The sequence below is a fragment of the Cellulomonas sp. P4_A2 genome (assembly GCF_056402515.1).
On the sequence record NZ_JBFUHG010000009.1, the window covers coordinates 29,253 to 51,781 of the forward strand.

Consider the following 22,529-nt stretch of genomic DNA (forward strand, 5'->3'; position numbering starts at 1 on the left):
CGGCGTGCGACCCGTCCTGATCCTCACGCACGCCCCGCACGAGGGCCCCGGCCTCATCGCGCCGGGCGTCGACGCTCCTGTGCGCGTCCGCACGGTCCTCGACCTCGAGGACCCGCGCCTACCCTCGCTCGACGAGGTGTCGGGCGTCGTCGTCATGGGCGGCAGCATGGACGCGGACGACCTGACCGAGCACCCCGGCCTGGCCGCCGAGCAGCGCCTGCTGGCGCAGGCGGTCGAGGCCGACGTCCCCGTGCTCGGCATCTGCCTGGGCATGCAGCTCCTCGCCCTCGCGCTGGGCTCCCGGCTCCGTCGGCGTACCGGCACGGAGATCGGCTTCGCCCCGGTGCAGGTCGTCGCCGACGACCCGGTGCTCGCAGCGTTCGGCGACCGCCCGAACGTCCTGCACTGGCACGCGGACTCCGTCGACCTGCCGTCGGGCGCGACCCTGCTGGCCTCGACGGAATTGACGCCGGTGCAGGCGTTCCGGGCCGGCAGCGCGCTCGGCCTGCAGTTCCACCCCGAGCTCGACGCGGGGATGCTCAACCTCTGGCTCTCGACGCCGGACATGGTCGGCCACCTCGCCGACGACGAGGTCGAGGCGATCCGAACCGCGGGCGCCGAGCAGCTCCCGGTCCTCGTGCCCGCGGCGGAGAAGGCGTTCGCGGTGTTCGGGGAGCGCGTGCGGGCCCGCGGATGACCGCGTCGAGCCCGGACATCAAGGGTGCGCGCGACGAGCTCGTCGAGCTCTGCATCCAGGGCGTCGACTGGAAGGTCGACCCCGCGCGCGTGCTGAGCGACCCCTCCGACGCTCGCCCGGCCGCCGTCCTGGTCCTGTTCGGCGAGCTCGACGGCACCGGTCCCCTGGCCACCGCCCACGACCTCGACGTGCTGCTCCAGCGGCGCGCCGCCGGTCTGGGCAGCCACGCCGGGCAGATCGCGTTCCCCGGTGGCCGGCTCGAACCGAAGGACCGCGGACCGCGCGAGGCCGCCCTGCGCGAGGCCGTCGAGGAGACGGGCCTGGACCCGTCGGGAGTCGACATCCTCGGCACGCTGCCGCCGCTGCCCGTGCCGGTGAGCAACCACCTGGTCACACCGGTCCCGGCCTGGTGGACGCGCCCGTCGCAGGTCGCCGCCGTGGACCACGCCGAGACGGTCGACGTGTTCCGGGTGTCGGTCACCGACCTGCTCGACCCGAAGAACCGCGCGAGCGTGGAGCACACCCGCTGGGGCCGGACCATCCGCACGCCGGCGTTCGTCGTCGACGGGGTCCTGGTCTGGGGCTTCACGGGCATCGTCCTCGCGCGGATGTTCGACGCGCTCGGCTGGTCGGTGCCCTACGACGAGACCCGCACGGTCTCCGCCCGCTGATGGTGCACCCCGTCCCCGAGATCGAGGTCACCGAGCATCTCGCCCGGACCCTGCTGTTCGAGCAGCACGCCGACCTCGCCGACCTCCCGCTGACCTGGGCCGGCACCGGCTGGGACAACGCGCTCTGGAAGGTCGGCGACCACCTGGCCGCCCGCTTCCCGGTGCGCGCGATCGCCGCGCCGCTCGTCACCCACGAGCAGACGTGGCTCCCTGTCCTGGCGCCCCGCCTGCCGGTGGACGTGCCCGTCCCCGTGCGGGTCGGTGCGCCGTCGGCCACCTACCCGTGGTCGTGGAGCGTCGTGCCCTGGTTCGACGCGATCGCCGCGCACCACACGGCCGTCCCCGACCGGACCGCCTGGGCCGTCCAGCTGGCGGAGGTGTTCTCGGCGCTGCACCGGCCAGCTCCCCCGGACGCGCCGGTGAACCCCTTCCGTGGCACCCCGGTCCCCCGCGACGCGATCGTCGAGCGACTCGAGCGGGTGGACGTCCCTGACGCCGACCGGGTGCTCGAACGCTTCCGGGACCTTGCCGACGCACCCGCCTGGGACGGTCCGGCGCTGTGGCTGCACGGCGACCCTCACCCGGCCAACCTGCTCGTGCACGACGGAGCCCTGCGCGCCGTGATCGACTTCGGCGACGTGACGTCGGGCGACCCGGCCTCGGACCTGTCCACCGCCTGGCTGACGTTCGACCGCGACGGGCGGGCGGCCTTCCAGGACCGGCTCGACCACGACGACGCGACGTGGCGCCGCGCGCAGGCGTGGGCCCTGCACATGGCGGTCGTCATGATGACGCACCCCGAGGACCATCCCGCCCTCGCCGTCGTCGGCCGGCACTGCATCGCCGAGGTCCTCGCGGGCTGACATGCTGGCTCGATGGCGAACAAGACCACCGCCACCGACGCCGATGTCGCAGCGTTCCTCGCCGCGGTCGTAGGTCCCGTCCGTCGGCGCGACGCGGGGCAGCTGGCAGCCCTCATGACCCGGGTGACGGGCGAGCAGCCGCGGATGTGGGGCCCGAGCATCGTGGGCTTCGGCACGTACCACTACCGCTACCCGTCCGGGCGCCAGGGCGACATGGCCGCCGCCGGCTTCTCGCCGCGCAAGGCGGCCACCACGATCTACCTGCCCGAGGGAGTCGGGGCGCACGCCGACCTGCTCGCCGCGCTCGGTCCACACACGCTCGGCAAGGGCTGCCTGTACGTCAAGGACCTCGCCTCGGTGGACCTCACGGTCCTCGAGCAGGTCGTGCGTCGCTCGTACGCCGCGGTGACGGGCGGGACGTTCGGCTCACGAGCCGGCTGACCCGCCCGGGACCGGGACGATGTAGGAGACGAGCCCGGCGATCAGGTCGCCCCGGAACGTGAACGCGTCCGAGAAGCGGAACGCCTGCCCGACGCCGTCGGCGTCCTCGAAGTCACCGCCGCCGAGGACGACGACCACGTCGCCGGCCTCGATCTCCCGCTCGACCGTGAGTCGCGGGAGGGTGGCACCGGTGGGTCCGTCGATGAGCGACTCGAACTCCGACTTCCCGGCCGCCGTGGCGTGCCCGACGATGTCCCACGTCACGTCGTCGGAGAGGCAGGCGAGGATCGTCTCGTGGTCGCCGGCCCGGAAGCCGTCCAGGTACCGGTCGACGACCAGCTGACGCGGGCTCGCGAGCACCGAGCGGTATTCCGCCTCGATCACCGGCAGCCGGTCCCAGTCCCACGGCTCGGGCGTCCCGTCGAGCGCCGGCTCGAGCCGGTCGAGCGAGTGGTGCAGGCCGACGATGTGGCCCTGGGCGAGGGCCGCCGCGATGTCGGGGGTGTCCTGCGTCAGCCGCAGCACGCAGCCGTCGCCGTCGGGCGTGAGCTCCCAGGTGAGCGTGACGGCGCGGTCGAAGTGGGTGTGCACGAGCCGGTACGGCGCGTCGATCTCGAGGATCTCGCAGGTCATCGCGGCCTCGCCGAACTCGGGTGCCGCGAACGAGATCTCGCCGCCGACGACGAGGTCGACGGTGATCGTCGCCGGGAACGGCAGCCACCAGCCCGCGAGCCCGTCGGAGGTCGTGACGGCCTCCCACACCCGCTCGACGGGGTGCGCCAGTCGTCGTTCGAACCGGATGCTCCCCCGGCGCCCGTGGCGTTCGACGGTGCCGTGCGCAGTGGCGGTGGTGGTGGTCATGGGAGGTCCTTCCGGTCGAGGTGGGCTTCGAGGCGGTCGAGCTGCTGGTCCCAGGCGCGGCGGTGCTGCTCGAGCCAGTCGTCGAGCTCGCGCAGCGGCGCGAACCGCGCGCGGTAGCAGCGGCGCTGGCCGTCCTGCCGGACGTCGACCAGGCCGGCGGATCGCAGCACCTTGAGGTGCCGGGACACCCCGGGCTGGTGCATGCCCACCAGGTCGACGAGCTCGCCGACCGAGCGTTCCTCGTCGCGGACGGCGTCGAGGATGCGCAGGCGGGTGGGTTCGGCGATCGCGTCGAGGGTCCCGGCGAGGCTCATGCGACCAAACATACCCCGTGCCATATATATGCGTCAACGCATACGCCACCTCGGCGAACGACACGAGCCCGGCCCCGCGACGGGGACCGGGCTCGTGGAGAGCGGGCGTCAGGCCTTGACCAGCGACCTCAGCACGTACTGCAGGATGCCGCCGTTGCGGTAGTAGTCCGCCTCGCCCGGGGTGTCGATTCGGAGCACCGCGTCGAACGAGACGACCGAGCCGTCCTCCTTCGTCGCCGTGACCGCGAGCGTCCGGGGCGTCGTGCCCTCGTTCAGGGCGGTGACGCCGACGATGTCGAACGTCTCCGTGCCGTCCAGGCCGAGCGAGTCGGCGGACTCGCCCTCCGGGAACTGCAGCGGCAGCACGCCCATCCCGATGAGGTTCGACCGGTGGATCCGCTCGAAGCTCTCCGTGATGACCGCCTTGACGCCCAGCAGGCTGGTGCCCTTGGCGGCCCAGTCGCGCGACGAGCCGGAGCCGTACTCCTTGCCGCCCAGCACGACGAGCGGGATGCCCGCCGCCTGGTAGGCCTGCGAGGCGTCGTAGATCGACGTCTGCTCGCCGGTCAGGAGGTTCGTCGTGAACCCGCCCTCGACGCCGGGGACCAGCTGGTTGCGCAGGCGGATGTTCGCGAACGTGCCGCGGATCATGACCTCGTGGTTGCCTCGGCGCGAGCCGTAGCTGTTGAAGTCGCGGCGCTCCACACCGTGCTCGGCCAGGTACAGGCCGGCGGGGCTGTCGGCCTTGATCGAGCCTGCCGGGCTGATGTGGTCGGTGGTGACCGAGTCGCCCAGCTTGGCCAGCACGCGCGCGCCGTGGAAGTCCACGACCGGCGACGGCGTCGCCTGCATGCCCTCGAAGTACGGGGGCTTGCGCACGTAGGTCGACTGCGGGTCCCACTCGAACGTGGCGCCCTCGGGCGTCGGCAGCGAGCGCCACCGCTCGTCGCCGGTGAACACGTCGGCGTAGTCCGCCGTGAACATCGCGCGGTCGATCGACGCGTCGATCGTCGTCTGGACCTCCTCCGGGGACGGCCAGATGTCCCGGAGGAAGATCGGGTGGCCGGCCTCGTCGCGACCCAGCGGGTCGGACTCGAAGTCGAAGTCCATGGTGCCCGCGAGCGAGTACGCGATGACCAGCGGCGGCGAGGCCAGGTAGTTCATCTTGATGTCGGGGTTGATGCGGCCCTCGAAGTTGCGGTTGCCCGAGAGCACCGCGGCGACGGCCAGGTCGTGCTCCTGGACGGTCTCCGACACCTTCTCGTCCAGCGGGCCCGAGTTGCCGATGCACGTGGCGCAGCCGTAGCCGACCAGGTGGAAGCCCAGCTTCTCGAGGTACGGCCACAGGCCGGCCTTCTCGTAGTAGTTGGTGACGACCTGCGAGCCCGGGGCCATCGACGTCTTGACCCAGGGCTTGGCCGTGAGGCCCTTCTCGACGGCCTTCTTCGCGACGAGGGCCGCGGCGATCATGACCGACGGGTTCGACGTGTTGGTGCAGCTCGTGATCGACGCGATCGCGACGGCACCGTGGAACAGGTCGTACGAGCGGCCCTGGGTGTCCGTGACGGGGTACGTACGCGTGGCCGACGACGTGATCGCGGGCGAGTCGGACGCCGGGAACGACTCCTCCTCGGCCTCGTCGACGCCGTTCGCGGCCTCGGGCGCGTAGGTGGGCAGGTCGCGCTGGAACTGCTCCTTGGCCCGCGACAGCTCGATGCGGTCCTGCGGGCGCTTCGGGCCGGCGATCGACGGGACGACCGTCGACAGGTCCAGCTCGAGGTACTCGGAGAACACGGGCTCGATGTAGGAGTCGAGCGTGGGGTCGAGCCACATGCCCTGCTCCTTGGCGTACGCCTCGACGAGCGCGAGCTGCTCCTCGGAGCGACCGGTCAGGCGCAGGTAGTCCAGGGTCACGCGGTCGATCGGGAACATCGCCGCGGTCGAGCCGAACTCGGGGCTCATGTTGCCGATCGTCGCGCGGTTGGCCAGCGGTACGGCCGCGACGCCGGCGCCGTAGAACTCGACGAACTTGCCGACGACGCCGTGCTGGCGCAGCTTCTGCGTGATCGTCAGGACGATGTCGGTGGCCGTCACGCCGGGCGGGATGGTGCCCGTGAGCTTGAAGCCGACGACGCGCGGGATGAGCATCGAGACGGGCTGGCCGAGCATGGCCGCCTCGGCCTCGATGCCCCCGACGCCCCAGCCCAGCACGCCCAGGCCGTTGACCATGGTGGTGTGCGAGTCGGTGCCGACGCAGGTGTCGGGATATGCGCGACCATCCCGGATCATGACCACGCGCGCCAGGTACTCGATGTTGACCTGGTGCACGATGCCGGTGCCCGGCGGGACGACCTTGAAGTCGTCGAACGCGGTCTGGCCCCAGCGCAGGAACTGGTAGCGCTCGCGGTTGCGCTCGTACTCCAGGGCGACGTTGCGCTCGAAGGCGTCGGCGCGGCCGGCGACGTCGATCTGCACCGAGTGGTCGATGACCAGCTCGGCGGGCGCGAGCGGGTTGATGCGTGTCGCGTCGCCGCCGAGGTCGACGACGGCCTCGCGCATGGTGGCCAGGTCGACCACGCAGGGCACGCCGGTGAAGTCCTGCATGATCACGCGCGCCGGCGTGAACTGGATCTCCGTGTCGGGCTGCGCGTCCGGGTCCCACGTCGCCAGCGCGTTCACGTGGTCGGCGGTGATATTCGCGCCGTCCTCCGTGCGCAGCAGGTTCTCCGCCAGGACCTTCAGGCTGAACGGGAGCTTCTCCACTCCTGGGACGGCGGAGAGGCGGTAGATCTCGTAGGAGGCGTCACCGACCTCGAGTGTTCCTTTGGATCCGAAGCTGTCGACGCTGCTCACGGGGGCTCCTTCGCTGGCGAGAACGTGCCGGGGATGGGGGTCACCCGGGCTGCTGGCGAGTGCGTCCTGTCACCCTACGGGGCGCGGGCCGCGATTTATCTCGACATCAAGATACATCCTTTGGCGGCCCTCCGCACACAGATCGACCCCCGTCTCGCGACGAGGGTCGACCGGATCAGCGCGTCAGCCGGTCGACCCGGCCCGCTGCGCGTCGACCGCGTCCTGCGCCTTGCGCTCGGCCTCGATCGCCCGCTCGTGCGACCGGGGGTCGTACTCGGGCGTGCCCTGCTTGTGCAGCTCCTGGGTGACCAGCCGCTTCGCCTCAGCCAGCCGGCTCACCGGATCCTTCTCGCTCACCGTGCCGCTCCCCTCTGCCGGGCCCAACGGTCCGGCTGCGATCCACGCTAGCCCCGCGTGCGGGCGCGCGCACCGCCTCAGCGCGCCAGGACCGCGACGGCCTCTAGGTGGTGCGTCATCGGGAAGAGGTCGAACGCCTGCAGGTCGGCCAGGGCGTACCCGTCGGCGGCGAACAGGGCGATGTCGCGGGCCAGCGCGGCGGGGTCGCACGCGACGTAGACCACGCGCTCCGGTCGCAGGGCCGTGATGCCCGCGACCACCGCACGACCCGCTCCCGTGCGCGGCGGGTCGAGCACGACCGCGTCCGCGTGCACGACGTCGGAGTCCGCGTCCACGGTGCCCGTGAGCACCTTGGCCACGTCGCCGGCGTGGAGCTCGACGTTCGCGCGATCGTGCAGGTTGCGTCGGGCGTCCTTGACTGCGCGGGCATCGCCCTCGACCGAGACGACCTCACCGGTCTCGCCCACCGCGTCCGACAGCGGGGCGGTGAACAGCCCGGAACCCGAGTAGAGGTCGAGCACCGCGGCGCCGTCGACGTCGCCCAGGCCCGCGAGCACGGCCTTGACCAGGAGCTCGGGTGCCTCGCGGTGAACCTGCCAGAACCCGGCGCCGGCGACCCGGAACGTGTACGCGCGCTCGCCCAGCTGCACGTGCTCGCGCACCGCCGTCCGGGCGTTGGTCCGGCCGTCCATGCGCCCGCGCCCGAGGTCGTACGGTGCGTCGTCGACGAGCACCACGGGCGTGTCGCCGCTGGACGGGGCGACGGCCTCCACGCGCGCGCCGGCGGACCAGCGGCGACCGAACAGGTCGAGGGCCACGATCGCCTCGCTGGCCAGCGGCATCGAGTCGAGCACCTTGATGGTGTGGGACCGGAAGCCGTGCATCCCGGCCCGGCCCTCGGCGTCCGCGACGAGGTCGATCCGCGTGCGCCACCCCAGGCCGCCGCGCTCGTCGTCGCCGGGCGCCGCCTGCACGGGGACGTCCAGGTCGAGCTTGGCCAGCCGCTGGAGCTGCTCCGCCAGCACGGCCTTCTTCCAGGCGCGCTGACCGTCCAGCGAGACGTGGGCGAGCTCTCCCCCGCCGACACCCCCCGGACCGGCCGCGGGCCACGCCGACTCGACGCGGTCCGGCGAGGCGTCGAGGACCTCGACGGCGTCGGCGCGCCAGAACTTCGAGGTGTCGCCGAAGTCCGTCAGCCGGGCACGGACCTTCTCGCCGGGCAGCGTGTGCCGGACGAAGACGACCCGACCCTCGTGGCGGGCGACGCAGTGCCCTCCGTGGGCGACGGGCCCGATCTCGAGCTCGACGACAGGTGCTTCAAGGTCAGTAGCCACGCGGAACCGTACCCCGGACCGGGTCCTCGAGCCCCGTCTGGCCCTCGGTGGAGGCCAGCTGCCACGGCACGGACGCGACGACGACGCCGGGCGTGAACAGCAGGCGTCCCTTGAGCCGCAGGGCGCTCTGGTTGTGCAGCAGCTGCTCCCACCAGTGCCCGACCACGTACTCGGGGATGTAGACGACGACGAGGTCGCGCGGGCTGTCCCGCCGGACCGAGCGCACGTAGGTGAGCACCGGGCGCGTGATCTCACGGAACGGCGAGTCGAGCACGCGCAGCGGCACGGGGATCGCGAGCTCCTCCCACTGGGCGCGCAGGGTCTCGACGTCCTCGGGGTCGACGCCGACCGTGAGGGCCTCGAGGATCTGGGGCCGCGACGCCCGGGCGTAGGACAGCGCACGCATCGTCGGCCGGTGCAGGTGGCTGACCAGCACGATCGCGTGCACGCGGCTGGGCAGCGCCCGCGCGGAGGCGGCGTCGGCGCCGAGCGCCAGCTCGGCGCGGACCTGCATGTAGTGCCGGTGGATCGACTTCATGAGCACGAAGACGACCGCCATGGCCAGGATCGCGATGTAGGCGCCATGAGTGAACTTCGTGACGAGCACGACCACCAGGACCGTCGCCGTCATGGCGAACCCGACGGTGTTGATGACGCGCGAGCGCTTCATGGCGGCGCGTGCGGCGGGCTCGGCCTCGGTGCGCAGGTGCCGTGTCCAGTGCTTGATCATGCCGAACTGGCTGACCGTGAACGAGACGAAGACGCCGACGATGTAGAGCTGGATCAGCCGGGTGACCTCGGCGTCGAACGCGATGATGAGGGCGATCGCCGCGAGCGCCAGTGTGACGATCCCGTTGGAGAACGCGAGCCGGTCGCCGCGGGTGTGCAGCTGGCGCGGCAGGAACCCGTCGCGCGCCAGGATCGAGCCGAGCACCGGGAAGCCGTTGAACGCGGTGTTCGCGGCGAGCACGAGGATGAGGCCGGTGACGATCGAGACGATGACCGCCATCCACGGGAAGTCGTGGAACACCGCGGTCGACAGCTGGCTGATCACCGGGTGCTGGATGTAGGTGGCCTCGACCGCCTGCCCGTTGCGGGTCAGCTGCGTCATCGGGTCGTCGGCGAACGTCACGTGGGTGGCGCGCGCGAGCAGCAGGATCGACATGATCATGGTCACCGAGATGCCACCGAGCAGCGCCAGCGTCGTCGCCGCGTTCTTCGACTTCGGCTTCTTGAACGCGGGCACGCCGTTGCTGATGGCCTCGACACCGGTCAGTGCGGCACAGCCCGACGCGAACGCGCGCAGGATCAGGAAGAAGCCCGCGATCCCCGCCAGCCCCTCGTTGAGCCCGTCACCGGGGAGCAGCTGCAGGTCCGCGCTCTCGGCCATCGCCAGGTTGCCGGTGGCGAACTGGATCGCACCGACCACCGCGACCGCACCGATCGCGAACATGAACAGATAGACGGGGATCGCGAACAGGCTCCCCGACTCCTTGACGCCACGCAGGTTGGCCACGGTGAGCAGCACGACGAGCCCCACGGCGAACGCCGCCTCGTGCCCGCGCAGGGGTGGGAAGGCCGTCGCCGCGTACTGGGCGCCCGACGAGATCGACACGGCCACCGTCAGCACGTAGTCGACCAGCAGAGCGGAGGCGACCGTGACGCCGGCATTCGAGCCGAGGTTCGTCGTCGCGACCTCGTAGTCGCCGCCGCCCGAGGGGTACGCGTGCACGTTCTGCCGGTAGGAGGCGACCACCACGAGCATCACGAAGACGACCGCCAGCCCCACCCACGGAGAGATCACGAGGGCGGAGGCCCCCGCCAGCGAGAGGGTCAGCAGGATCTCGTCGGGCGCGTACGCGACCGACGAGAGCGCGTCCGAGGCGAACACGGGCAGCGCGATGCGCTTGGGGATGAGCGTGTGGCCGAGCCTGTCGCTGCGGACGGGTCGTCCGAGCAGCAGGCGTTTGGCGGCATCCGAGAGGTCCGACACGATGGCTCATGCTAGGCGGCTGCGGACCGTCTGACACCACCGACGCCCTGCCCGCCTGGGTCGGGGTCTCGCAGAGAGCCGCGGGACGTATAGCGTGCGCCCTGTGCACTTCGTGATCATGGGCTGCGGACGAGTGGGCGCCACGCTGGCGCAGAACCTCGAGGAACACGGGCACTCGGTGTCCGTCATCGACCAGAACCCGGAGGCGTTCCGACGCCTCGACCCGTCCTTCGAGGGCAACAAGGTCACGGGTCTGGGCTTCGACCGCGACACGCTGAAGCAGGCCGGCATCGAGGACGCGTTCGCGTTCGCGGCGGTCTCGGACGGCGACAACTCGAACATCCTGGCCGCTCGGGTGGTCCGCGAGACGTTCGGCATCGAGAACGTGGTCGCCCGCATCTACGACCCGCACCGCGCGGAGATCTACCAGCGGCTCGGCATCCCGACCGTCGCCACCGTGCGCTGGACCGCCTTTCAGGTGCTGCGCCGGCTGCTGCCCATGGGTGCGACGGACGAGTACCGCGACTACTCGGGCAAGATCCAGCTCTCGCAGATCGACATCCACGAGGGCTGGGTGGGCAGGCCCCTGCGCGCCCTCGAGGAGGCCAGCGGCGCCCGCGTCGCGTACGTCACCCGCTACGGCGACGGCATCCTGCCGACGTCGACCACCGTCCTGCAGGAGAACGACACCGTGCACGTGCTGCTCCTCGCCGCCGAGTCCGCCCTCGTCGAACGGATCCTCACCTCGGCGCCGGCGGTGTCCGAATGAGGGTCGTCATCGCCGGGGCGGGGTCCGTGGGCCGGTCCATCGCGCGCGAGCTCCTGGGCCACGGCCACGAGGTCACGCTGATCGACCGCCAGCCGTCCGCGATGCGCGTCTCGCAGGTGGCCGACGCCGACTGGCTGCTGGCGGACGCGTGCGAGCTGCCCACGCTGCGCCAGGTCAAGGCCGACGAGGCCGACGTGGTCGTGGCCGCTACGGGCGACGACAAGGCCAACCTCGTCATCTCGCTGCTCGCCAAGACCGAGTTCGGGGTTCCCCGCACGGTCGCGCGCGTGAACAACCCGAAGAACGAGTGGATGTTCGACGAGGCGTGGGGCGTGGACGTCGCCGTCTCCACCCCGCGCATCATGACGGCGATGGTCGAGGAGGCCGTGACCGTCGGTGACCTCGTGCGGATCTTCACGTTCCACCAGTCGCGCGCGGACATCCTCGAGCTCACGCTCCCCGAGGACTCCCCCCTGGCCGGCGTGCGCGTCGGTCAGATCCAGTGGCCGTCGGACACCGTGCTCGCCGCGATCGTGCGCGACACCCGGCCGATCGCCCCGACCGCGGACGACACGCTCGAGGGTCGCGACGAGCTGCTGTTCGTCACGGGGCGGGACGCGGACGAGACCGAGCTGGAACAGCTCTTGACCCGCGGACCAGCATCCAGCTGAACCAGAGGGCCAGCGCGGTCCCGGGCACGCCCATCACGAGCTTCGCGGTGCCGAGCCACGCGGTCTCGGAGGCGAAGTACAGGGGAAGCTGAACCGCGAGCCGCAGGCCGAACAGCGCCACCAGCGGCCAGGTCGCCAGCGCGTACCGGCGACGCAGCACCGGGTCCGCGTGCCAGTCCACCGCCGCGGCGAAGCTGCCCGTGCTCGACAGCGGACCCTCCGGCCGGAACAGGCCCATGACCAGCCCGACGAGCGGCCAGCCGACGACGATCGAGAGCAGCGTCGCCAGGAAGTACGCGACGTTGACCCAGAGGCCGTAGGCGAAGTAGTCGTTCGCGTCGCCGGTCTTCCAGGCCCAGAAGACGCCGATGCCGACGCCGACCATCCCGGCGAACGCCTGCGTCGGTGGGGTGCGCTGGGCGAGCCGCACGATCACCGCGATCACGGCGGCGGCGGACGCCGCGACCAGGGCCGGCTTCAGGGTCTGACCGGTCGCGAGATAGACGACGACGAAGAGCAGCCCGGGCGCGACGGCCTCGATGATCCCCCGGACGCCGCCCATGGCGGCCATGGCGGAGAACTCGTCGGCCGCCAGCACGCGCATGCCGCGCAGGCCCCCCTCCTCGGGAGGGACGACCTCGTCGATCGCGTCTATCCCCTCGAGCGGCCGGCCGTCGTCCGGGTGCGACTCACTCACCGGGACGCGGCCGCAGCTCGTAGCGCGGGTTGAACACGGTGCGGCGACCGTCGACGAGGCAGACCAGCCCCTCGATCTTCAGGCGACGACCGGGCTCGATGCCGGAGATCTCGCGCCGGCCCAGCCAGACGAGGTCCAGCGAGCCGCTGCCGTCGTACAGCTCGGCCTCGAGCGCCGGGACGCCCTCGCGCGGGCGCAGGGTGACCGACCGGATGACCCCGGAGACGCTGGCGCGCGAGCGGTTGCTCAGCTGGTCGACCGGGGTGCACCCGACGGACCGGTGTGCGTCCTGGCGCTCCTCGTCGGCCTCGATCTCGGCCTGCGACGCGACCGCCTTCTTCAGGCGCTCCTTGAGGCTCATCGGGTCTCCGTGATCTCGGGTCCGCGGGTCAGCGGGTCGAAGCTCGGCGTCTCGGCCTCGGTCGGCTCCGCGGGGCTGAGCTCGGGGTTGGCCGGACCGGGCAGCGTCAGGGTGAGCAGGTCGCGGGGCGCGCGTGCATCCGTGCCGCGCACGACGACGATGCCCGCGAAGACCTTCTCGAGCGGCGCGGCGGCGGCGGGATCGACGGCCGCACGGCCGGTCAGCACGCCGCGCACGAACCACCGCGGTCCGTCGGCGCCGACGAACCGGGCGGGCCGGTGGCCGGTGCGGCCCTCGGGGGTGCGGATGGGCAGCCGGGCGAGCAGCTCGCGGCCGAACGGTCCGGGCAGATCGTCGACCGACCCACCCTGCTGGGTCACCGACTCGGCGATCTCGCCGCGGATCTCGTCCCAGATGCCCTCGGTCCGCGGTGCGGCAAAAGCCTGGACCTGCAGGGACGAGCCGTCCAGCAGGATTGACGCCGCGGAGACGGTGTCCGTCGCCTTGTCGATCTCCATCCGCAGCTCCATGCCCTGCACACCCGGGATCCGGATCGCGCCGAGGTCCACCCGCGCGATGTCGTCGGTCACCTCGTCGGCGTCCCACGGACCGCCGGTGCGCTGGAACGGCTCGGCGTCGACCTCGACGACCTCGTCGAGCTCGTCGACCTCGTCGGTCTCGGACTCCTCGACCGGTGCGTCGGCGGCGTCGATAGCCTCATCGGTGGCGGCGTCCTTCCCACCACGTCGGAACAGACCCACGTTGCTCACTCCTCCTCGACGCGCGCACTGCGGCGCACGTTGCTGCCTGCACGAGCGCAGACCGTCCCTCTACCCGAACACCACGCTCACGACTGCGGCGACGGGCTTCTCTACCGAAGACAGTAGCCCCGCCACCTGTGCCCACCTAGCCGGCCGGTGCCGCCTTCCACCCGCCGCTGGACCCGAACCCGCCCTCACCGCGGTGCGACCCCGGCAGGTGGTCGACCGCGACGAACCGCGCCCGCTCGACGCGCTGGATGACCAGCTGCGCGATGCGGTCGCCGCGGTGCAGCTCGAGGGCGTGCTCCACGTCCGTGTTCAGCAGGGTCACCGCGATCTCGCCGCGGTAACCCGCGTCGACGGTGCCGGGCGCGTTGACGATGGTCAGGCCGTGCCGCATGGCCAGGCCCGACCTCGGGTGCACGAAGGCCGCGTAGCCGTCGGGCAGCGCGATCGCGACACCCGTCGGGACCGTCACCCGGCCCTGCGGCGGGATCACCACGTCGATGCGCGTGACCAGGTCCGCGCCCGCGTCACCGGGGTGTGCGTAGGAGGGTTCGGGAAGGTCCGGGTCCAGGAGCTGGAGCAGGACCTCGGGGCTGTGGTCGGCCGTCACGGGGCCAGACCCTACCGGCCCGGATGGGATGCTGGGGGCATGCCCGACGTTCCCGGCGGCACTTCGTCGCCCGCCTCCGTCCCCACGAGCACCGTGTACTCCGAACGGCTCACCCTCGGGCCCGTCGGCTGGGTGCTGCTGATCGTGTTCGGCGCGATGATCGGCATCGCGTTCCTGCCGGTCGCCGCGTGGCTCGCGGTCGTGCTCGGCCTCGCGGTGGTCGTCGTCGGCATGTTCGCCCTGGTCGCCACCGCGCCGGTCGTGCGGGTGGACGGCACGACGCTGCAGGCCGGCCCGGCGCGTATCCCGCGGGACCTGGTGGGCGGCGCGACGGCGCTGGACGCGGCCGGGGTGCGGACCGAGCTGGGCCCCCGTCTCGACGCCCGCGCCTACCTGTGCCAGCGGGGGTGGATCCACACGGCCGTCCGCGTCGAGCTCGTCGACCCGCTGGACCCGACGCCGTACTGGATCGTCTCCACGCGCCACCCGGACGCCTTGGTCGCCGCCCTGACCGGATCCTGAGAACCTGCCCCGAGAAACAGCGCGGCCGGCCGCCCCGTGGGGACGACCGGCCGGTCAGGTAGGTGAGCGCGTCAGGCGGCGCACTCGGAGCAGACGGGGTGACCGTCACGCTCGTAGGCGAGCTGGCTGCGGTGATGCACCAGGAAGCAGCTCGAGCAGGTGAACTCGTCGGCCTGACGGGGCAGCACGCGCACGGAGAGCTCTTCGCCCGAGAGGTCCGCTCCAGGGAGCTCGAACCCTTCGGCCGCCTCGGTCTCGTCCTCGTCCACCACGCCCGAGTTCTTGTCGGAACGCCGGGCCTGGAGCTCCTGGAGCGAGTCCTCGCTCAGGTCCTCCTCGGTCTTGCGCGGGGCGTCGTAGTCGGTAGCCATGTCTGGCGTCACACTCCGTGTCTTGGTCGTACTCGGGGAACTCGTACGCGGGATCAATGCGCCGGAGCGGCGTTTTGTTCCCTGTCGCGGGTGGGATTCTGCACCACATCCGCCGGATGCGCGAACAGTGACAGAACATCTTCTGGATCAGGCCCGTTGGTCAACTGTCCTGGTCAGCGTTGGATGCCTCCAGGTAGGCGACCAGCTCCTCGACCCGTCCGGGTGGTCCGGCGACCGTCATGGCCTCCCCCGCGGGTCGCCCGCGCAGGCCGGTGACCACGGCACCGGCCTCCCGGGCGACGAGCGACCCGGCCGCGAGGTCCCACGGCTGCAGGCCCCGCTCGTAGTAGAGGTCGAGGCCGCCCGAGGCGAGGGTGCACAGGTCGAGCGCGGCCGACCCGATGCGACGGATGTCACGTACCTGCGGCAGCAGACCGGCCACGACACGCGCCTGGGCCCTGCGCCGCGCGGCCACGTAGCCGAACCCGGTGCCGACGAGACTGTCGATCAGCGGCTGCGCGTCGTTGGCCCGCAGCGACCGGCCGTCGAGGGTCGCGCCGAGCCCCAGACCGGCCAGGAACACGCGGCCGTCCTTGGGTGCGACGACACACCCGGCGAGCACCGTCCACGTCGCCGGGTCGGGAGGCGTGCCGCCGGGCGTGCTCACTGCCGCCACCGACACCGCGTACGCGGGCAGGCCGTAGAGATAGTTGACCGTGCCGTCGATCGGGTCGACCACCCACCAGATGCCCGACGAGCCCGGCGTCAGCGACCCCTCCTCGCCGAGGAGCCCGTCGTCGGGCCGCAGCTCGGCGAGCCGGCGACGCAGCAGCGCCTCGGAGGCGAGGTCCATGGCCGTGACGACGTCCTGGGCGCTCGACTTCGTCGCGGCGACGGAGATCTGACCCTCCCGGCCCTCGCGCACCAGGTCGGCGGCCTCGCGGGCGACGATCTCGGCGACCTGCATCAGGGAACGGATCTGTTCGGTCACCGGTCCATCCTGTCAGCGGTCCGGCGGCGCACCGCCCAGCGTCCACGGCTGCGGGCCGGATCGGTGGCAGGCTCGTCCCGAGGTACTGGGAGGTCGAATGGCTGAGCTCGAGCTGGTGGGTCTGCACGAGGACGGGGAGCATCTCGTCCTGGTGGGTCCGGACGGTGCGCGATTCCGGCTGCGCATCGACGAACCGCTGCGTGCTGCCGTGCGCCGCGACCGTCCGCAGCTCGAGCAGCTGCGCGCGGAGAGCGCGGGCACCCTGAGCCCCCGGGAGATCCAGGCACGCATCCGCGCCGGCGCGACGACGCAGGAGGTCGCCGACTCCGCGGGCCTCCCGATCGAGCGCGTCAGGCGGTACGAGGGACCGGTGCTGGCCGAGCGCGAGCACATCGCCGAGCAGGCCCGCGGCACGCGCGTCGGCCGCGAGATGGGCTCGCCCGTCCTCGGTGACCTCGTCACCGACCGCCTGGCCGCCCGTGGCGTCGACCTCGCGTCGCTCGCCTGGGACTCCGCGCGCGACGCCAACGGTCCCTGGGTCGTCCTGGCCCGGTTCACCGTCGACGACTCCGAGCGCGAGGCCCGCTGGACCTTCGACCCGTCGAAGCGCACCGTCGTGGCCGACGAGGACGAGGCACGCTGGCTGTCCGAGACCGAGCTGCCCGACGAGCCCGTGTCGCGTCGTCACCTCGCGGCCGTCCGGGACGTCGTGTTCGACTTCCAGCCCGACGGCACGACCGTCCGCACGGCGGCCGCGTCGACGGCCGTCCTGCCGGACCCGGCACCGGAACCCGATCCCGTGGACGAGACGGCCGCGCTCCTCGACGACCTGCGCGACCGCCGCGGCGTGCGCCAGGCGCTGGAGCTGGACGACGACGACACCGAGGAGTTCGAGGGCTTCGGTCCGCAGCACGCGTTCGACTTCGGGCGACCCGACGCCGACGTCCCGGGCGCTCACCCGCAGGACGCCGAGCCGGCCGAGGAGGCCGTCGTCTACCCGGCGCCGGTCATGGTCCCGTCGCCCACGCCGATCGCCCTCGCGGCGGACTCGGCCGACCACGACGAGCACGGCGACCGCCCCCGGGCGGCGGCGCGCCGCGGGCGTGCCAAGGTCCCGAGCTGGGACGAGATCGTCTTCGGGGCGAAGCCCGAGTAGCTCAGCCGGTCTCGAAGTCCAGGGTCTGCATCGACGGAGACGACGCCCGGGCGGCCGCAGCGGTCATCCGGCGCATGTGGTGGCGACGGCACAGCACCTCGTAACCGACCTCGTCGGCAGCCGAGCCGACGTCGCCGACGACCACCTGCGCGCCCTCGACCACCATCGTCCCGTTGACGGTCCGGGCGTTGTGGGTGGCGCGGGCGCCGCACCAGCACAGCGCCATCACCTGGAGCACCTCGACGCGGTCCGCGAGCTCGACCAGGCGGGCCGCCCCGGGGAACAGCCGGGCTCGGAAGTCCGTCGAGATCCCGAACGCGAACACGTCCACGCCGAGCTCGTCGACGACCCGCGCGAGCTGCTCGACCTGCCGGGCGGTGTAGAACTGCGCCTCGTCGCCGATCAGGTAGTCCACCGGGTGCCCGTGGGTGCGACGCGCGACGACGTCCGCCCAGAAGTCCGTCGTGTCCTCGACCTCGAGCGCGCGCTGCGTCAGGCCCAGGCGCGAGGAGATGACCGCCTTGCCCGCGCGGTCCTGCCGGGTGAACAGGATCCCGTCGCGGCCGCGCGCCGCATGGTTGTGGTGCATCTGGAGCGCCAGGGTGGACTTGCCGCAGTCCATGGTCCCGGAGAAGAAGACGAGCTCGGCCACAGGTCAGGAACCGCCCTTCAACGCATGATCATGCGACGACGACGCACGGCACGAGCATCTCGAGCCGGGTCAACGATCCGTGTACCCCGATGAGCTCGAGCGAGGCGGGCGTCTGGGTCGCCGAGTCCACGACGGTCGCGCGGCCGGTCATCGCGACGACGACGTCCCCGATGATCGGCACCACGTGCTCGGCGACCTCGCCGAACCAGCCGTGCTCGGACGCCTCCGCCCGGGTCGCGACGACCGCGGCGGAGCCGAGCACGTCGCGCCAGCGTCCGGCGACCGCCTCGGGGTCGGCGCCGCGCTCGAGGTGCAGGTGCAGCGCCCGGGGCTCCCCCGCCGCCAGCTCGACGCCCGCGCCGAGCACAGGGTGGGTCGCCAGGTCCCAGCGCTGGCCCAGGTCGACGTCGACCATGCCGTGGTCCGCGGTGACGAGCAGGAGGGTGTCCTTGGGCAGGCTGCGGGCGAGCCGTCCGAGCTCGAAGTCCAGCTCGGCGAGCGCGTCGCCCCACTGCAGCGAGCCCCAGCCGTGGTGGTGGCCCGCCTTGTCGACGTCGCCCCAGTACAGGTACGCGATGCCGGGCCTGCGCAGCGCGGCGACGGTCGCGTCGACGCGCTCGGAGAGCGACTCCGCACGCGCGTAGTCCGGACCGCGCAGCGCCGCCTCGGTCAGCCCCGAACCGGCGAAGCGCGCCGGACCGATGCTCGTCACCGCGGTGCCGGCGGCCGTCAGCCGCTCGAACATCGTCGGCTCGCGCTGCCACTCGCGTGCGGGCGGCAGGCCGGTCCAGCTCACGAGGTTGCCGAGCAGGCCGGTGGCGGGATCGCGCACGGTGTACCCGAGCATCCCCGTACGACCAGGCGGCACCCCCACGCCGAACGTGCCCATGGCCGTCGCGGTCGTGGACGGGAACGTGCTGGTCAGGGGCGTCGACGCCCCGAGCTGGCGGCGCAGGAACGGTGCGTGGCCCGCGCGCTCCGCCAGGTTGGCGTACCCGAGCCCGTCCACCAGCACGACGCAGACCCGCGAGGCTGCCGGCAGTCCCAGGAGGTCCTGCGAGTGCGCACTGTCGATCCCGGGCAGGTCGACGCCGAGCGACCCGGCCACGGCCGGCAGGACGTTGCCGAGGCAGGGGTACGACGAGCTCGGCGCGACCAGGTCCGCGGCCTCGAAGGCGGCGAGCGCATCCCTGGACGCGGTCGTGAGGACCGACTCCACGTCCGTCATCGGGCGCGGGCGCTGGCCGCCGAGAGCTGACGCGCGAACGCCGTGGCGGCGCGCACGTGCTCCGCGCCCTCCGCCAGCGCGCTGACGCGCACCACGACGTCGTCCGGCGCGAGCGTCCCCGTGAGCCCGTGGTCGGCGTCGCAGCTCGGGTCGCCGCACGTGGCGGGCTCGAGGTCGACGCGGGAGACCGCTCCCCAGCCGATCACGAGGGTCAGCTCGGAGGCTCCGGTGCCGGCCTTGTGCTGGTCGGGCTGGCCGACCACGTGGGTCAGGGCGACGGACTTCAGCTCGGACAGCGGGACCGCCTCAGTGGTCGCCGAGGCGCTCGCCGACGGGTGCTCCGAGTCGGCGGGATGGTCGTCCACGTGAGCGACGACGAGCCGGGTCGGTGTCAGGACGAGGACGGTGACGTGACGTCGCACCTCGGCGGCGTCGAACGTCGTCTCGGGATGGACCAGATGGGCGACGACGTCCTCGTCGGCGAGGGCCACGTCGAGCACGTCACCGACGAGCTCGGGGTAGTAGCCGGCACGGTGGAGGTCGACACGCAGGTCGGTGGCAGGAGCGGACACCCGGACATCCTCCCACTCGCGGCGACCGGACGGGCTGCTCATGTGGAGGACAGCCTCCTGGTCGCGTCCGCACGATCGGCACGGGCGACCGAGGCGCGCGCGCCCAGCACGACCGCCCCGCTCTCCGAGACGACGACGGGGTTGAGCTCGAGGGAGCGCAGCTCGGGCAGGTCGTCGGCCAGGACCGCGACGCGCGCGATGAGCTCCTCGAGGGCGCCGACGTCGAGCGCCGGCAGGCCGCGGTACCCGAACAGCCGCGGAGCCGCCCGGGCCGAGCGCACCAGCTCGGCGACGTCGACGTCCGTGAGCGGCGGCACGCCGTACGCGACGTCACCGAGCAGGTCGGACGCGTCGCCGGCCAGCCCGAAGCTGATGATCGGGCCGAACAGCGGGTCCTCGACCGAGCGGACGACGCACGCCGACCCGTGCGGCGCCATCGCCTGCACCTCGAGCGGCGGCTGGTCGTCCGCGTCGAGCGTCGCGGCCAGGGCCAGCACCTGCTCGACGTCCCCGCGCAGCTCGGCCTCGTCGGCGATGTCCAGCCGGACCCCCCCGAGGTCGGCCCGGTGCCGCAGCGCCGAGACCGTGGTCTTGAGCGCGACCGGCCAGCCGATCCGTTCGGCCGCGGCCACGGCCTCGTCGGCGTCCTGCACCAGGTGCGACGGCACGACGTCGATGCCGACGGTCGCGAGCAGGGCCGCGACCCGCTCGGGGTCGAGGGTGACCGCGCCGCCGTCCTGGGAGAGCCAGCCCGCGACGAGCCGGCGAGCGGTGCGCGTGTCGGCGCCGGCCGGGTGCAACGACAGCCCGCGGTCCGCCGACCGCCACTGCGCGTACCGGGCGGCGCGGCCGAGCGCGAGGGCGCCGTCCTCCGGGGTGCTGTAGGCCGGCACGGTCCACGCCCGGCCCGCCTCGTCGGTCGCCGTGAGCTCGGACGTCACGCCGTGCAGCTCGTCCATGCAGGCGACCGTGGTGCGGCCGGTGCGGGCCGCGGCCGTCGCGAGCTCCGCCTGGAGCACCGGGTCGGGGCCGCCGACGGTCGGGATGCGCACAGCGACGACGACGTCGCTCTCGGGGTCGTCGTACAACGCCGTGACCGCCTCCCGTACCTGCCCGGCGTCGGCGTCCTCCGGCAGCAGGACCACCCGCCCCGACGCGACGAGCCCCGCCGCCGTGGCGGCCTCCGCGACGAGGGCCGCCGTCGAGGCCGAGCTCGCGAGGATCGCGGTGCGCCGGCCGGCCGGCAGCGGCTGGAGCGCGAGCACCTGCGCGACGTCGAGCATCTGGTGGGTGTTGTCGACGCGGACGACCCCGGCCTGGCGCAGCATCTCGGCCAGCGTGCGCGGCGGAGCGTGCGTCGCACGGACGGCATGCCCCGGCGGGACCACCTGGCCGGAGCGTCCCGCCGTCACCACGATCACCGGCTTGAGCTGCGACAACCGGCGGGCCACGCGAGAGAACTTGCGCGGGTTGCCGATCGACTCCAGGTAGAGACCGACGACGTCCGTGCCCTCGTCGTCAGCCCAGAACTGCATGAGGTCGTTGCCCGAGACGTCGGCGCGGTGGCCGGCGGACACGAACTCCGACAGCCCGATCCCCCGCCTCCGCACGGCCGCCAGCAGGGCCACGGCCATCGGGGCGGACTGGCAGAACAGCCCGATCCGGCCCGCGGGCGGCGGGACCTGGGCCAGGGAGGCGTTGAGCAGAGATCCCGCCCGGTGCGCGAGCAGGCCGTACGAGCCGGGCCCGACGACGCGCATCCCGGAGCCGTGCGCGACACGGAGGAGGTCCCGCTGCCGTTCGAGCCCCTCCGGCCCGTCCTCGGCGAACCCGGCGGACAGGAGCACGATCCCGCGCACGCCGAGCGGCGCCAGGTCCCGGACCACGTCGACCGCGTCCTGCGCGGGCACGGCGACGACCGCGAGCTCGACGGGTCCGAGCACGTCCACGAGCGCGAGCGACGGGGCACCCGGCACGCCCACGGTGTGCACGACCAGGTCGGGCTCACCGGCACGCAGGTCGGCCAGCACGCCCGCCGCGAGCCGCCCGACGAGCGACGCGTCGTCGACGCCCGGACCGACCACGACGACCGAGCGCGCCTCCAGCAGCTGCCGCACCGAGCGCGCCTCGGCCCGGTGCTCCCGGTCCGCCATGACGGCCAGCGAGCGATCGGTCGGGTCGATGTCGAAGCTCAGCGCGACGACGCCGTCCTCGGTGCGCTGCCGCACCACGTAGCCGGCCTCGCGGAACACCGAGATCATCCGGCCGTTCTGGGGCAGCACCTCGGCGACGAAGCGCCCGACCCCGCGCTCCCGGGCGGCCGCGGCCAGGTGCTCGAGCAGCACCGAGCCCAGTCCCCGGCCCTGGTGGGCGTCGGCGACGTTGAACGCGACCTCGGCGTCGTCGTCGTCGATCCGGTCGTAGCGGGCCACACCGATGATGTGCTCGACGTCGCCGGCGTTCGCGACGGCGACGAGCGCGACGCGGTCCACGTGGTCGACGTTGACCAGGCGCTGCAGGTCGCGCTCGGAGAGCCGCTCCATGGCGGCGAAGAACCGCATGTAGATCGACCGTTCCGACTGGCCGACGTGGAACGCCTGCAGCGCGTCGGCGTCGCTGGGCAGCATCGGCCGGATGTGCGTGGTGGACCCGTCGTGCAGCACGACGTCCGCCTCCCACCCGGCCGGGTACGCGGGTGCGTCGTCGTCGACGTCTGCCATGTCCGTCAGGCTAGTGCGCCTCCTGCGCGCCGCAGCCGGACTTGGCCGCGGACGGTCC

General features: G+C 72.7%; 24 protein-coding genes. 8 read left to right on the top strand and 16 right to left on the bottom strand.

Annotated features, from left to right (window positions below; genetic code table 11):
• Window positions 1-4 precede the first annotated feature (4 nt).
• Genes AC1DUE_RS11135 through AC1DUE_RS11150 form a run of 4 tightly spaced genes read left to right on the top strand, consistent with a single transcriptional unit; the run spans window position 5 to window position 2,672 of the window.
• Window positions 5-697 carry a type 1 glutamine amidotransferase gene (locus AC1DUE_RS11135; RefSeq protein WP_477039484.1) on the top strand — a complete coding sequence of 231 codons (693 nt, stop codon included), beginning with the start codon at window positions 5-7 and terminating at the stop codon, window positions 695-697.
• Window positions 694-1,368, top strand: a complete 675-nt coding sequence (locus tag AC1DUE_RS11140) for an NUDIX hydrolase (RefSeq protein WP_477039485.1) — start codon at window positions 694-696, stop codon at window positions 1,366-1,368. The genes AC1DUE_RS11135 and AC1DUE_RS11140 overlap by 4 nt, the downstream gene beginning before the upstream one ends.
• Entirely contained in the window at window positions 1,368-2,231 is an 864-nt protein-coding gene (locus AC1DUE_RS11145) for an aminoglycoside phosphotransferase family protein (protein ID WP_477039486.1), read from the top strand. The genes AC1DUE_RS11140 and AC1DUE_RS11145 overlap by 1 nt, the downstream gene beginning before the upstream one ends.
• Window positions 2,232-2,243: 12 nt before the next feature.
• The gene (locus tag AC1DUE_RS11150; protein WP_477039487.1) at window positions 2,244-2,672 is read left to right on the top strand and encodes a DUF1801 domain-containing protein; all 429 of its coding nucleotides are present in this window, start codon (window positions 2,244-2,246) and stop codon (window positions 2,670-2,672) included.
• Here the strand turns inward: AC1DUE_RS11150 and AC1DUE_RS11155 are convergent.
• The 6 genes from AC1DUE_RS11155 to AC1DUE_RS11180 all read right to left on the bottom strand — a co-directional run bounded on the left by AC1DUE_RS11155 (window position 2,658) and on the right by AC1DUE_RS11180 (window position 10,384).
• On the bottom strand, window positions 2,658-3,533 hold the full coding sequence (locus tag AC1DUE_RS11155) for an SRPBCC domain-containing protein (RefSeq protein ID WP_477039488.1): 876 nt from the start codon (window positions 3,531-3,533) through the stop codon (window positions 2,658-2,660). The genes AC1DUE_RS11150 and AC1DUE_RS11155 overlap by 15 nt on opposite strands.
• Complete coding sequence (locus tag AC1DUE_RS11160; RefSeq protein ID WP_477039489.1) at window positions 3,530-3,847, bottom strand: ArsR/SmtB family transcription factor; 318 nt, start codon at window positions 3,845-3,847, stop codon at window positions 3,530-3,532. Before AC1DUE_RS11160 ends, AC1DUE_RS11155 begins: the two co-directional genes overlap by 4 nt.
• Window positions 3,848-3,955: 108 nt before the next feature.
• Window positions 3,956-6,700: an aconitate hydratase AcnA gene (gene acnA / locus AC1DUE_RS11165; RefSeq protein WP_477039490.1), complete on the bottom strand. Its 2,745-nt coding sequence runs from the start codon at window positions 6,698-6,700 to the stop codon at window positions 3,956-3,958.
• A gap of 183 nt (window positions 6,701-6,883) precedes the next feature.
• Window positions 6,884-7,057 carry a translation initiation factor 2 gene (locus AC1DUE_RS11170; RefSeq protein WP_477039491.1) on the bottom strand — a complete coding sequence of 58 codons (174 nt, stop codon included), beginning with the start codon at window positions 7,055-7,057 and terminating at the stop codon, window positions 6,884-6,886.
• A 77-nt stretch (window positions 7,058-7,134) separates the two neighbouring features.
• Complete coding sequence (locus AC1DUE_RS11175; protein ID WP_477039492.1) at window positions 7,135-8,391, bottom strand: class I SAM-dependent RNA methyltransferase; 1,257 nt, start codon at window positions 8,389-8,391, stop codon at window positions 7,135-7,137.
• On the bottom strand, window positions 8,381-10,384 hold the full coding sequence (locus AC1DUE_RS11180; protein ID WP_477039493.1) for an APC family permease: 2,004 nt from the start codon (window positions 10,382-10,384) through the stop codon (window positions 8,381-8,383). The genes AC1DUE_RS11175 and AC1DUE_RS11180 overlap by 11 nt, the downstream gene beginning before the upstream one ends.
• 118 nt (window positions 10,385-10,502) lie before the next feature.
• Between AC1DUE_RS11180 and AC1DUE_RS11185 the strand changes: the two genes are divergently transcribed.
• On the top strand, window positions 10,503-11,153 hold the full coding sequence (locus AC1DUE_RS11185) for a potassium channel family protein (RefSeq protein ID WP_477039561.1): 651 nt from the start codon (window positions 10,503-10,505) through the stop codon (window positions 11,151-11,153).
• Window positions 11,150-11,824: a potassium channel family protein gene (locus tag AC1DUE_RS11190; protein WP_477039494.1), complete on the top strand. Its 675-nt coding sequence runs from the start codon at window positions 11,150-11,152 to the stop codon at window positions 11,822-11,824. Before AC1DUE_RS11185 ends, AC1DUE_RS11190 begins: the two co-directional genes overlap by 4 nt.
• Here AC1DUE_RS11190 and AC1DUE_RS11195 read toward each other — a convergent pair.
• The 4 genes from AC1DUE_RS11195 to dut all read right to left on the bottom strand — a co-directional run bounded on the left by AC1DUE_RS11195 (window position 11,757) and on the right by dut (window position 14,259).
• Window positions 11,757-12,521: a DUF3159 domain-containing protein gene (locus tag AC1DUE_RS11195; RefSeq protein ID WP_477039495.1), complete on the bottom strand. Its 765-nt coding sequence runs from the start codon at window positions 12,519-12,521 to the stop codon at window positions 11,757-11,759. The two genes, AC1DUE_RS11190 and AC1DUE_RS11195, sit on opposite strands and share 68 nt — an antisense overlap.
• A complete protein-coding gene (locus AC1DUE_RS11200; protein ID WP_477039496.1) occupies window positions 12,514-12,882 on the bottom strand; it encodes an OB-fold nucleic acid binding domain-containing protein in 369 nt (122 codons plus the stop codon). Before AC1DUE_RS11200 ends, AC1DUE_RS11195 begins: the two co-directional genes overlap by 8 nt.
• Window positions 12,879-13,643 (bottom strand): DUF3710 domain-containing protein, encoded by a 765-nt coding sequence (locus AC1DUE_RS11205; RefSeq protein ID WP_477039497.1) that lies wholly within the window; start codon window positions 13,641-13,643, stop codon window positions 12,879-12,881. Before AC1DUE_RS11205 ends, AC1DUE_RS11200 begins: the two co-directional genes overlap by 4 nt.
• Before the next feature lie 145 nt (window positions 13,644-13,788).
• Window positions 13,789-14,259 carry a dUTP diphosphatase gene (gene dut, locus AC1DUE_RS11210; protein ID WP_477039498.1) on the bottom strand — a complete coding sequence of 157 codons (471 nt, stop codon included), beginning with the start codon at window positions 14,257-14,259 and terminating at the stop codon, window positions 13,789-13,791.
• Window positions 14,260-14,298: 39 nt separating this feature from the next.
• Between dut and AC1DUE_RS11215 the strand changes: the two genes are divergently transcribed.
• Entirely contained in the window at window positions 14,299-14,781 is a 483-nt protein-coding gene (locus AC1DUE_RS11215; RefSeq protein WP_477039499.1) for a DUF3093 domain-containing protein, read from the top strand.
• 71 nt (window positions 14,782-14,852) lie between these two features.
• Here the strand turns inward: AC1DUE_RS11215 and AC1DUE_RS11220 are convergent, their stop codons facing one another.
• On the bottom strand, window positions 14,853-15,152 hold the full coding sequence (locus tag AC1DUE_RS11220; protein WP_028046491.1) for a DUF4193 domain-containing protein: 300 nt from the start codon (window positions 15,150-15,152) through the stop codon (window positions 14,853-14,855).
• A 160-nt stretch (window positions 15,153-15,312) separates the two neighbouring features.
• A complete protein-coding gene (locus tag AC1DUE_RS11225) occupies window positions 15,313-16,119 on the bottom strand; it encodes an inositol monophosphatase family protein (RefSeq protein WP_477039562.1) in 807 nt (268 codons plus the stop codon).
• A gap of 121 nt (window positions 16,120-16,240) precedes the next feature.
• Here AC1DUE_RS11225 and sepH point away from each other — a divergent pair, with 121 nt between their 5' ends.
• Complete coding sequence (sepH, locus tag AC1DUE_RS11230; protein WP_477039500.1) at window positions 16,241-17,299, top strand: septation protein SepH; 1,059 nt, start codon at window positions 16,241-16,243, stop codon at window positions 17,297-17,299.
• 1 nt (window position 17,300) lies between these two features.
• On the opposite strand, the gene AC1DUE_RS11235 is transcribed toward sepH, so the two are convergent.
• From AC1DUE_RS11235 to AC1DUE_RS11250, 4 genes are read right to left on the bottom strand one after another with little or no spacing between them, the layout of a single operon-like run.
• A complete protein-coding gene (locus AC1DUE_RS11235) occupies window positions 17,301-17,951 on the bottom strand; it encodes a thymidine kinase (protein ID WP_477039501.1) in 651 nt (216 codons plus the stop codon).
• Between the two features lie 28 nt (window positions 17,952-17,979).
• The gene (locus AC1DUE_RS11240; protein WP_477039502.1) at window positions 17,980-19,179 is read right to left on the bottom strand and encodes an alkaline phosphatase family protein; all 1,200 of its coding nucleotides are present in this window, start codon (window positions 19,177-19,179) and stop codon (window positions 17,980-17,982) included.
• Window positions 19,176-19,793 (bottom strand): DUF5998 family protein, encoded by a 618-nt coding sequence (locus AC1DUE_RS11245; protein ID WP_477039503.1) that lies wholly within the window; start codon window positions 19,791-19,793, stop codon window positions 19,176-19,178. Before AC1DUE_RS11245 ends, AC1DUE_RS11240 begins: the two co-directional genes overlap by 4 nt.
• A complete protein-coding gene (locus AC1DUE_RS11250) occupies window positions 19,790-22,471 on the bottom strand; it encodes a bifunctional acetate--CoA ligase family protein/GNAT family N-acetyltransferase (protein WP_477039504.1) in 2,682 nt (893 codons plus the stop codon). The genes AC1DUE_RS11245 and AC1DUE_RS11250 overlap by 4 nt, the downstream gene beginning before the upstream one ends.
• Between the last annotated feature and the right edge of the window lie 58 nt (window positions 22,472-22,529).

Excerpts from the sequence above, each read along its gene's own strand:
- AC1DUE_RS11140 (WP_477039485.1), top strand. The coding sequence starts at position 694 with ATGACCGCGTCGAGCCCGGACATCAAGGGTGCGCGCGACGAGCTCGTC.
- AC1DUE_RS11145 (WP_477039486.1), top strand. The coding sequence starts at position 1,368 with ATGGTGCACCCCGTCCCCGAGATCGAGGTCACCGAGCATCTCGCCCGG.
- AC1DUE_RS11150 (WP_477039487.1), top strand. The coding sequence starts at position 2,244 with ATGGCGAACAAGACCACCGCCACCGACGCCGATGTCGCAGCGTTCCTC.
- AC1DUE_RS11155 (WP_477039488.1), bottom strand. The coding sequence starts at position 3,533 with ATGACCACCACCACCGCCACTGCGCACGGCACCGTCGAACGCCACGGG.
- AC1DUE_RS11160 (WP_477039489.1), bottom strand. The coding sequence starts at position 3,847 with ATGAGCCTCGCCGGGACCCTCGACGCGATCGCCGAACCCACCCGCCTG.
- AC1DUE_RS11185 (WP_477039561.1), top strand. The coding sequence starts at position 10,503 with ATGGGCTGCGGACGAGTGGGCGCCACGCTGGCGCAGAACCTCGAGGAA.
- AC1DUE_RS11190 (WP_477039494.1), top strand. The coding sequence starts at position 11,150 with ATGAGGGTCGTCATCGCCGGGGCGGGGTCCGTGGGCCGGTCCATCGCG.
- AC1DUE_RS11200 (WP_477039496.1), bottom strand. The coding sequence starts at position 12,882 with ATGAGCCTCAAGGAGCGCCTGAAGAAGGCGGTCGCGTCGCAGGCCGAG.
- AC1DUE_RS11215 (WP_477039499.1), top strand. The coding sequence starts at position 14,299 with ATGCCCGACGTTCCCGGCGGCACTTCGTCGCCCGCCTCCGTCCCCACG.
- AC1DUE_RS11220 (WP_028046491.1), bottom strand. The coding sequence starts at position 15,152 with ATGGCTACCGACTACGACGCCCCGCGCAAGACCGAGGAGGACCTGAGC.
- AC1DUE_RS11225 (WP_477039562.1), bottom strand. The coding sequence starts at position 16,119 with ATGCAGGTCGCCGAGATCGTCGCCCGCGAGGCCGCCGACCTGGTGCGC.
- sepH (WP_477039500.1), top strand. The coding sequence starts at position 16,241 with ATGGCTGAGCTCGAGCTGGTGGGTCTGCACGAGGACGGGGAGCATCTC.
- AC1DUE_RS11240 (WP_477039502.1), bottom strand. The coding sequence starts at position 19,179 with ATGACGGACGTGGAGTCGGTCCTCACGACCGCGTCCAGGGATGCGCTC.
- AC1DUE_RS11245 (WP_477039503.1), bottom strand. The coding sequence starts at position 19,793 with ATGAGCAGCCCGTCCGGTCGCCGCGAGTGGGAGGATGTCCGGGTGTCC.
- AC1DUE_RS11250 (WP_477039504.1), bottom strand. The coding sequence starts at position 22,471 with ATGGCAGACGTCGACGACGACGCACCCGCGTACCCGGCCGGGTGGGAG.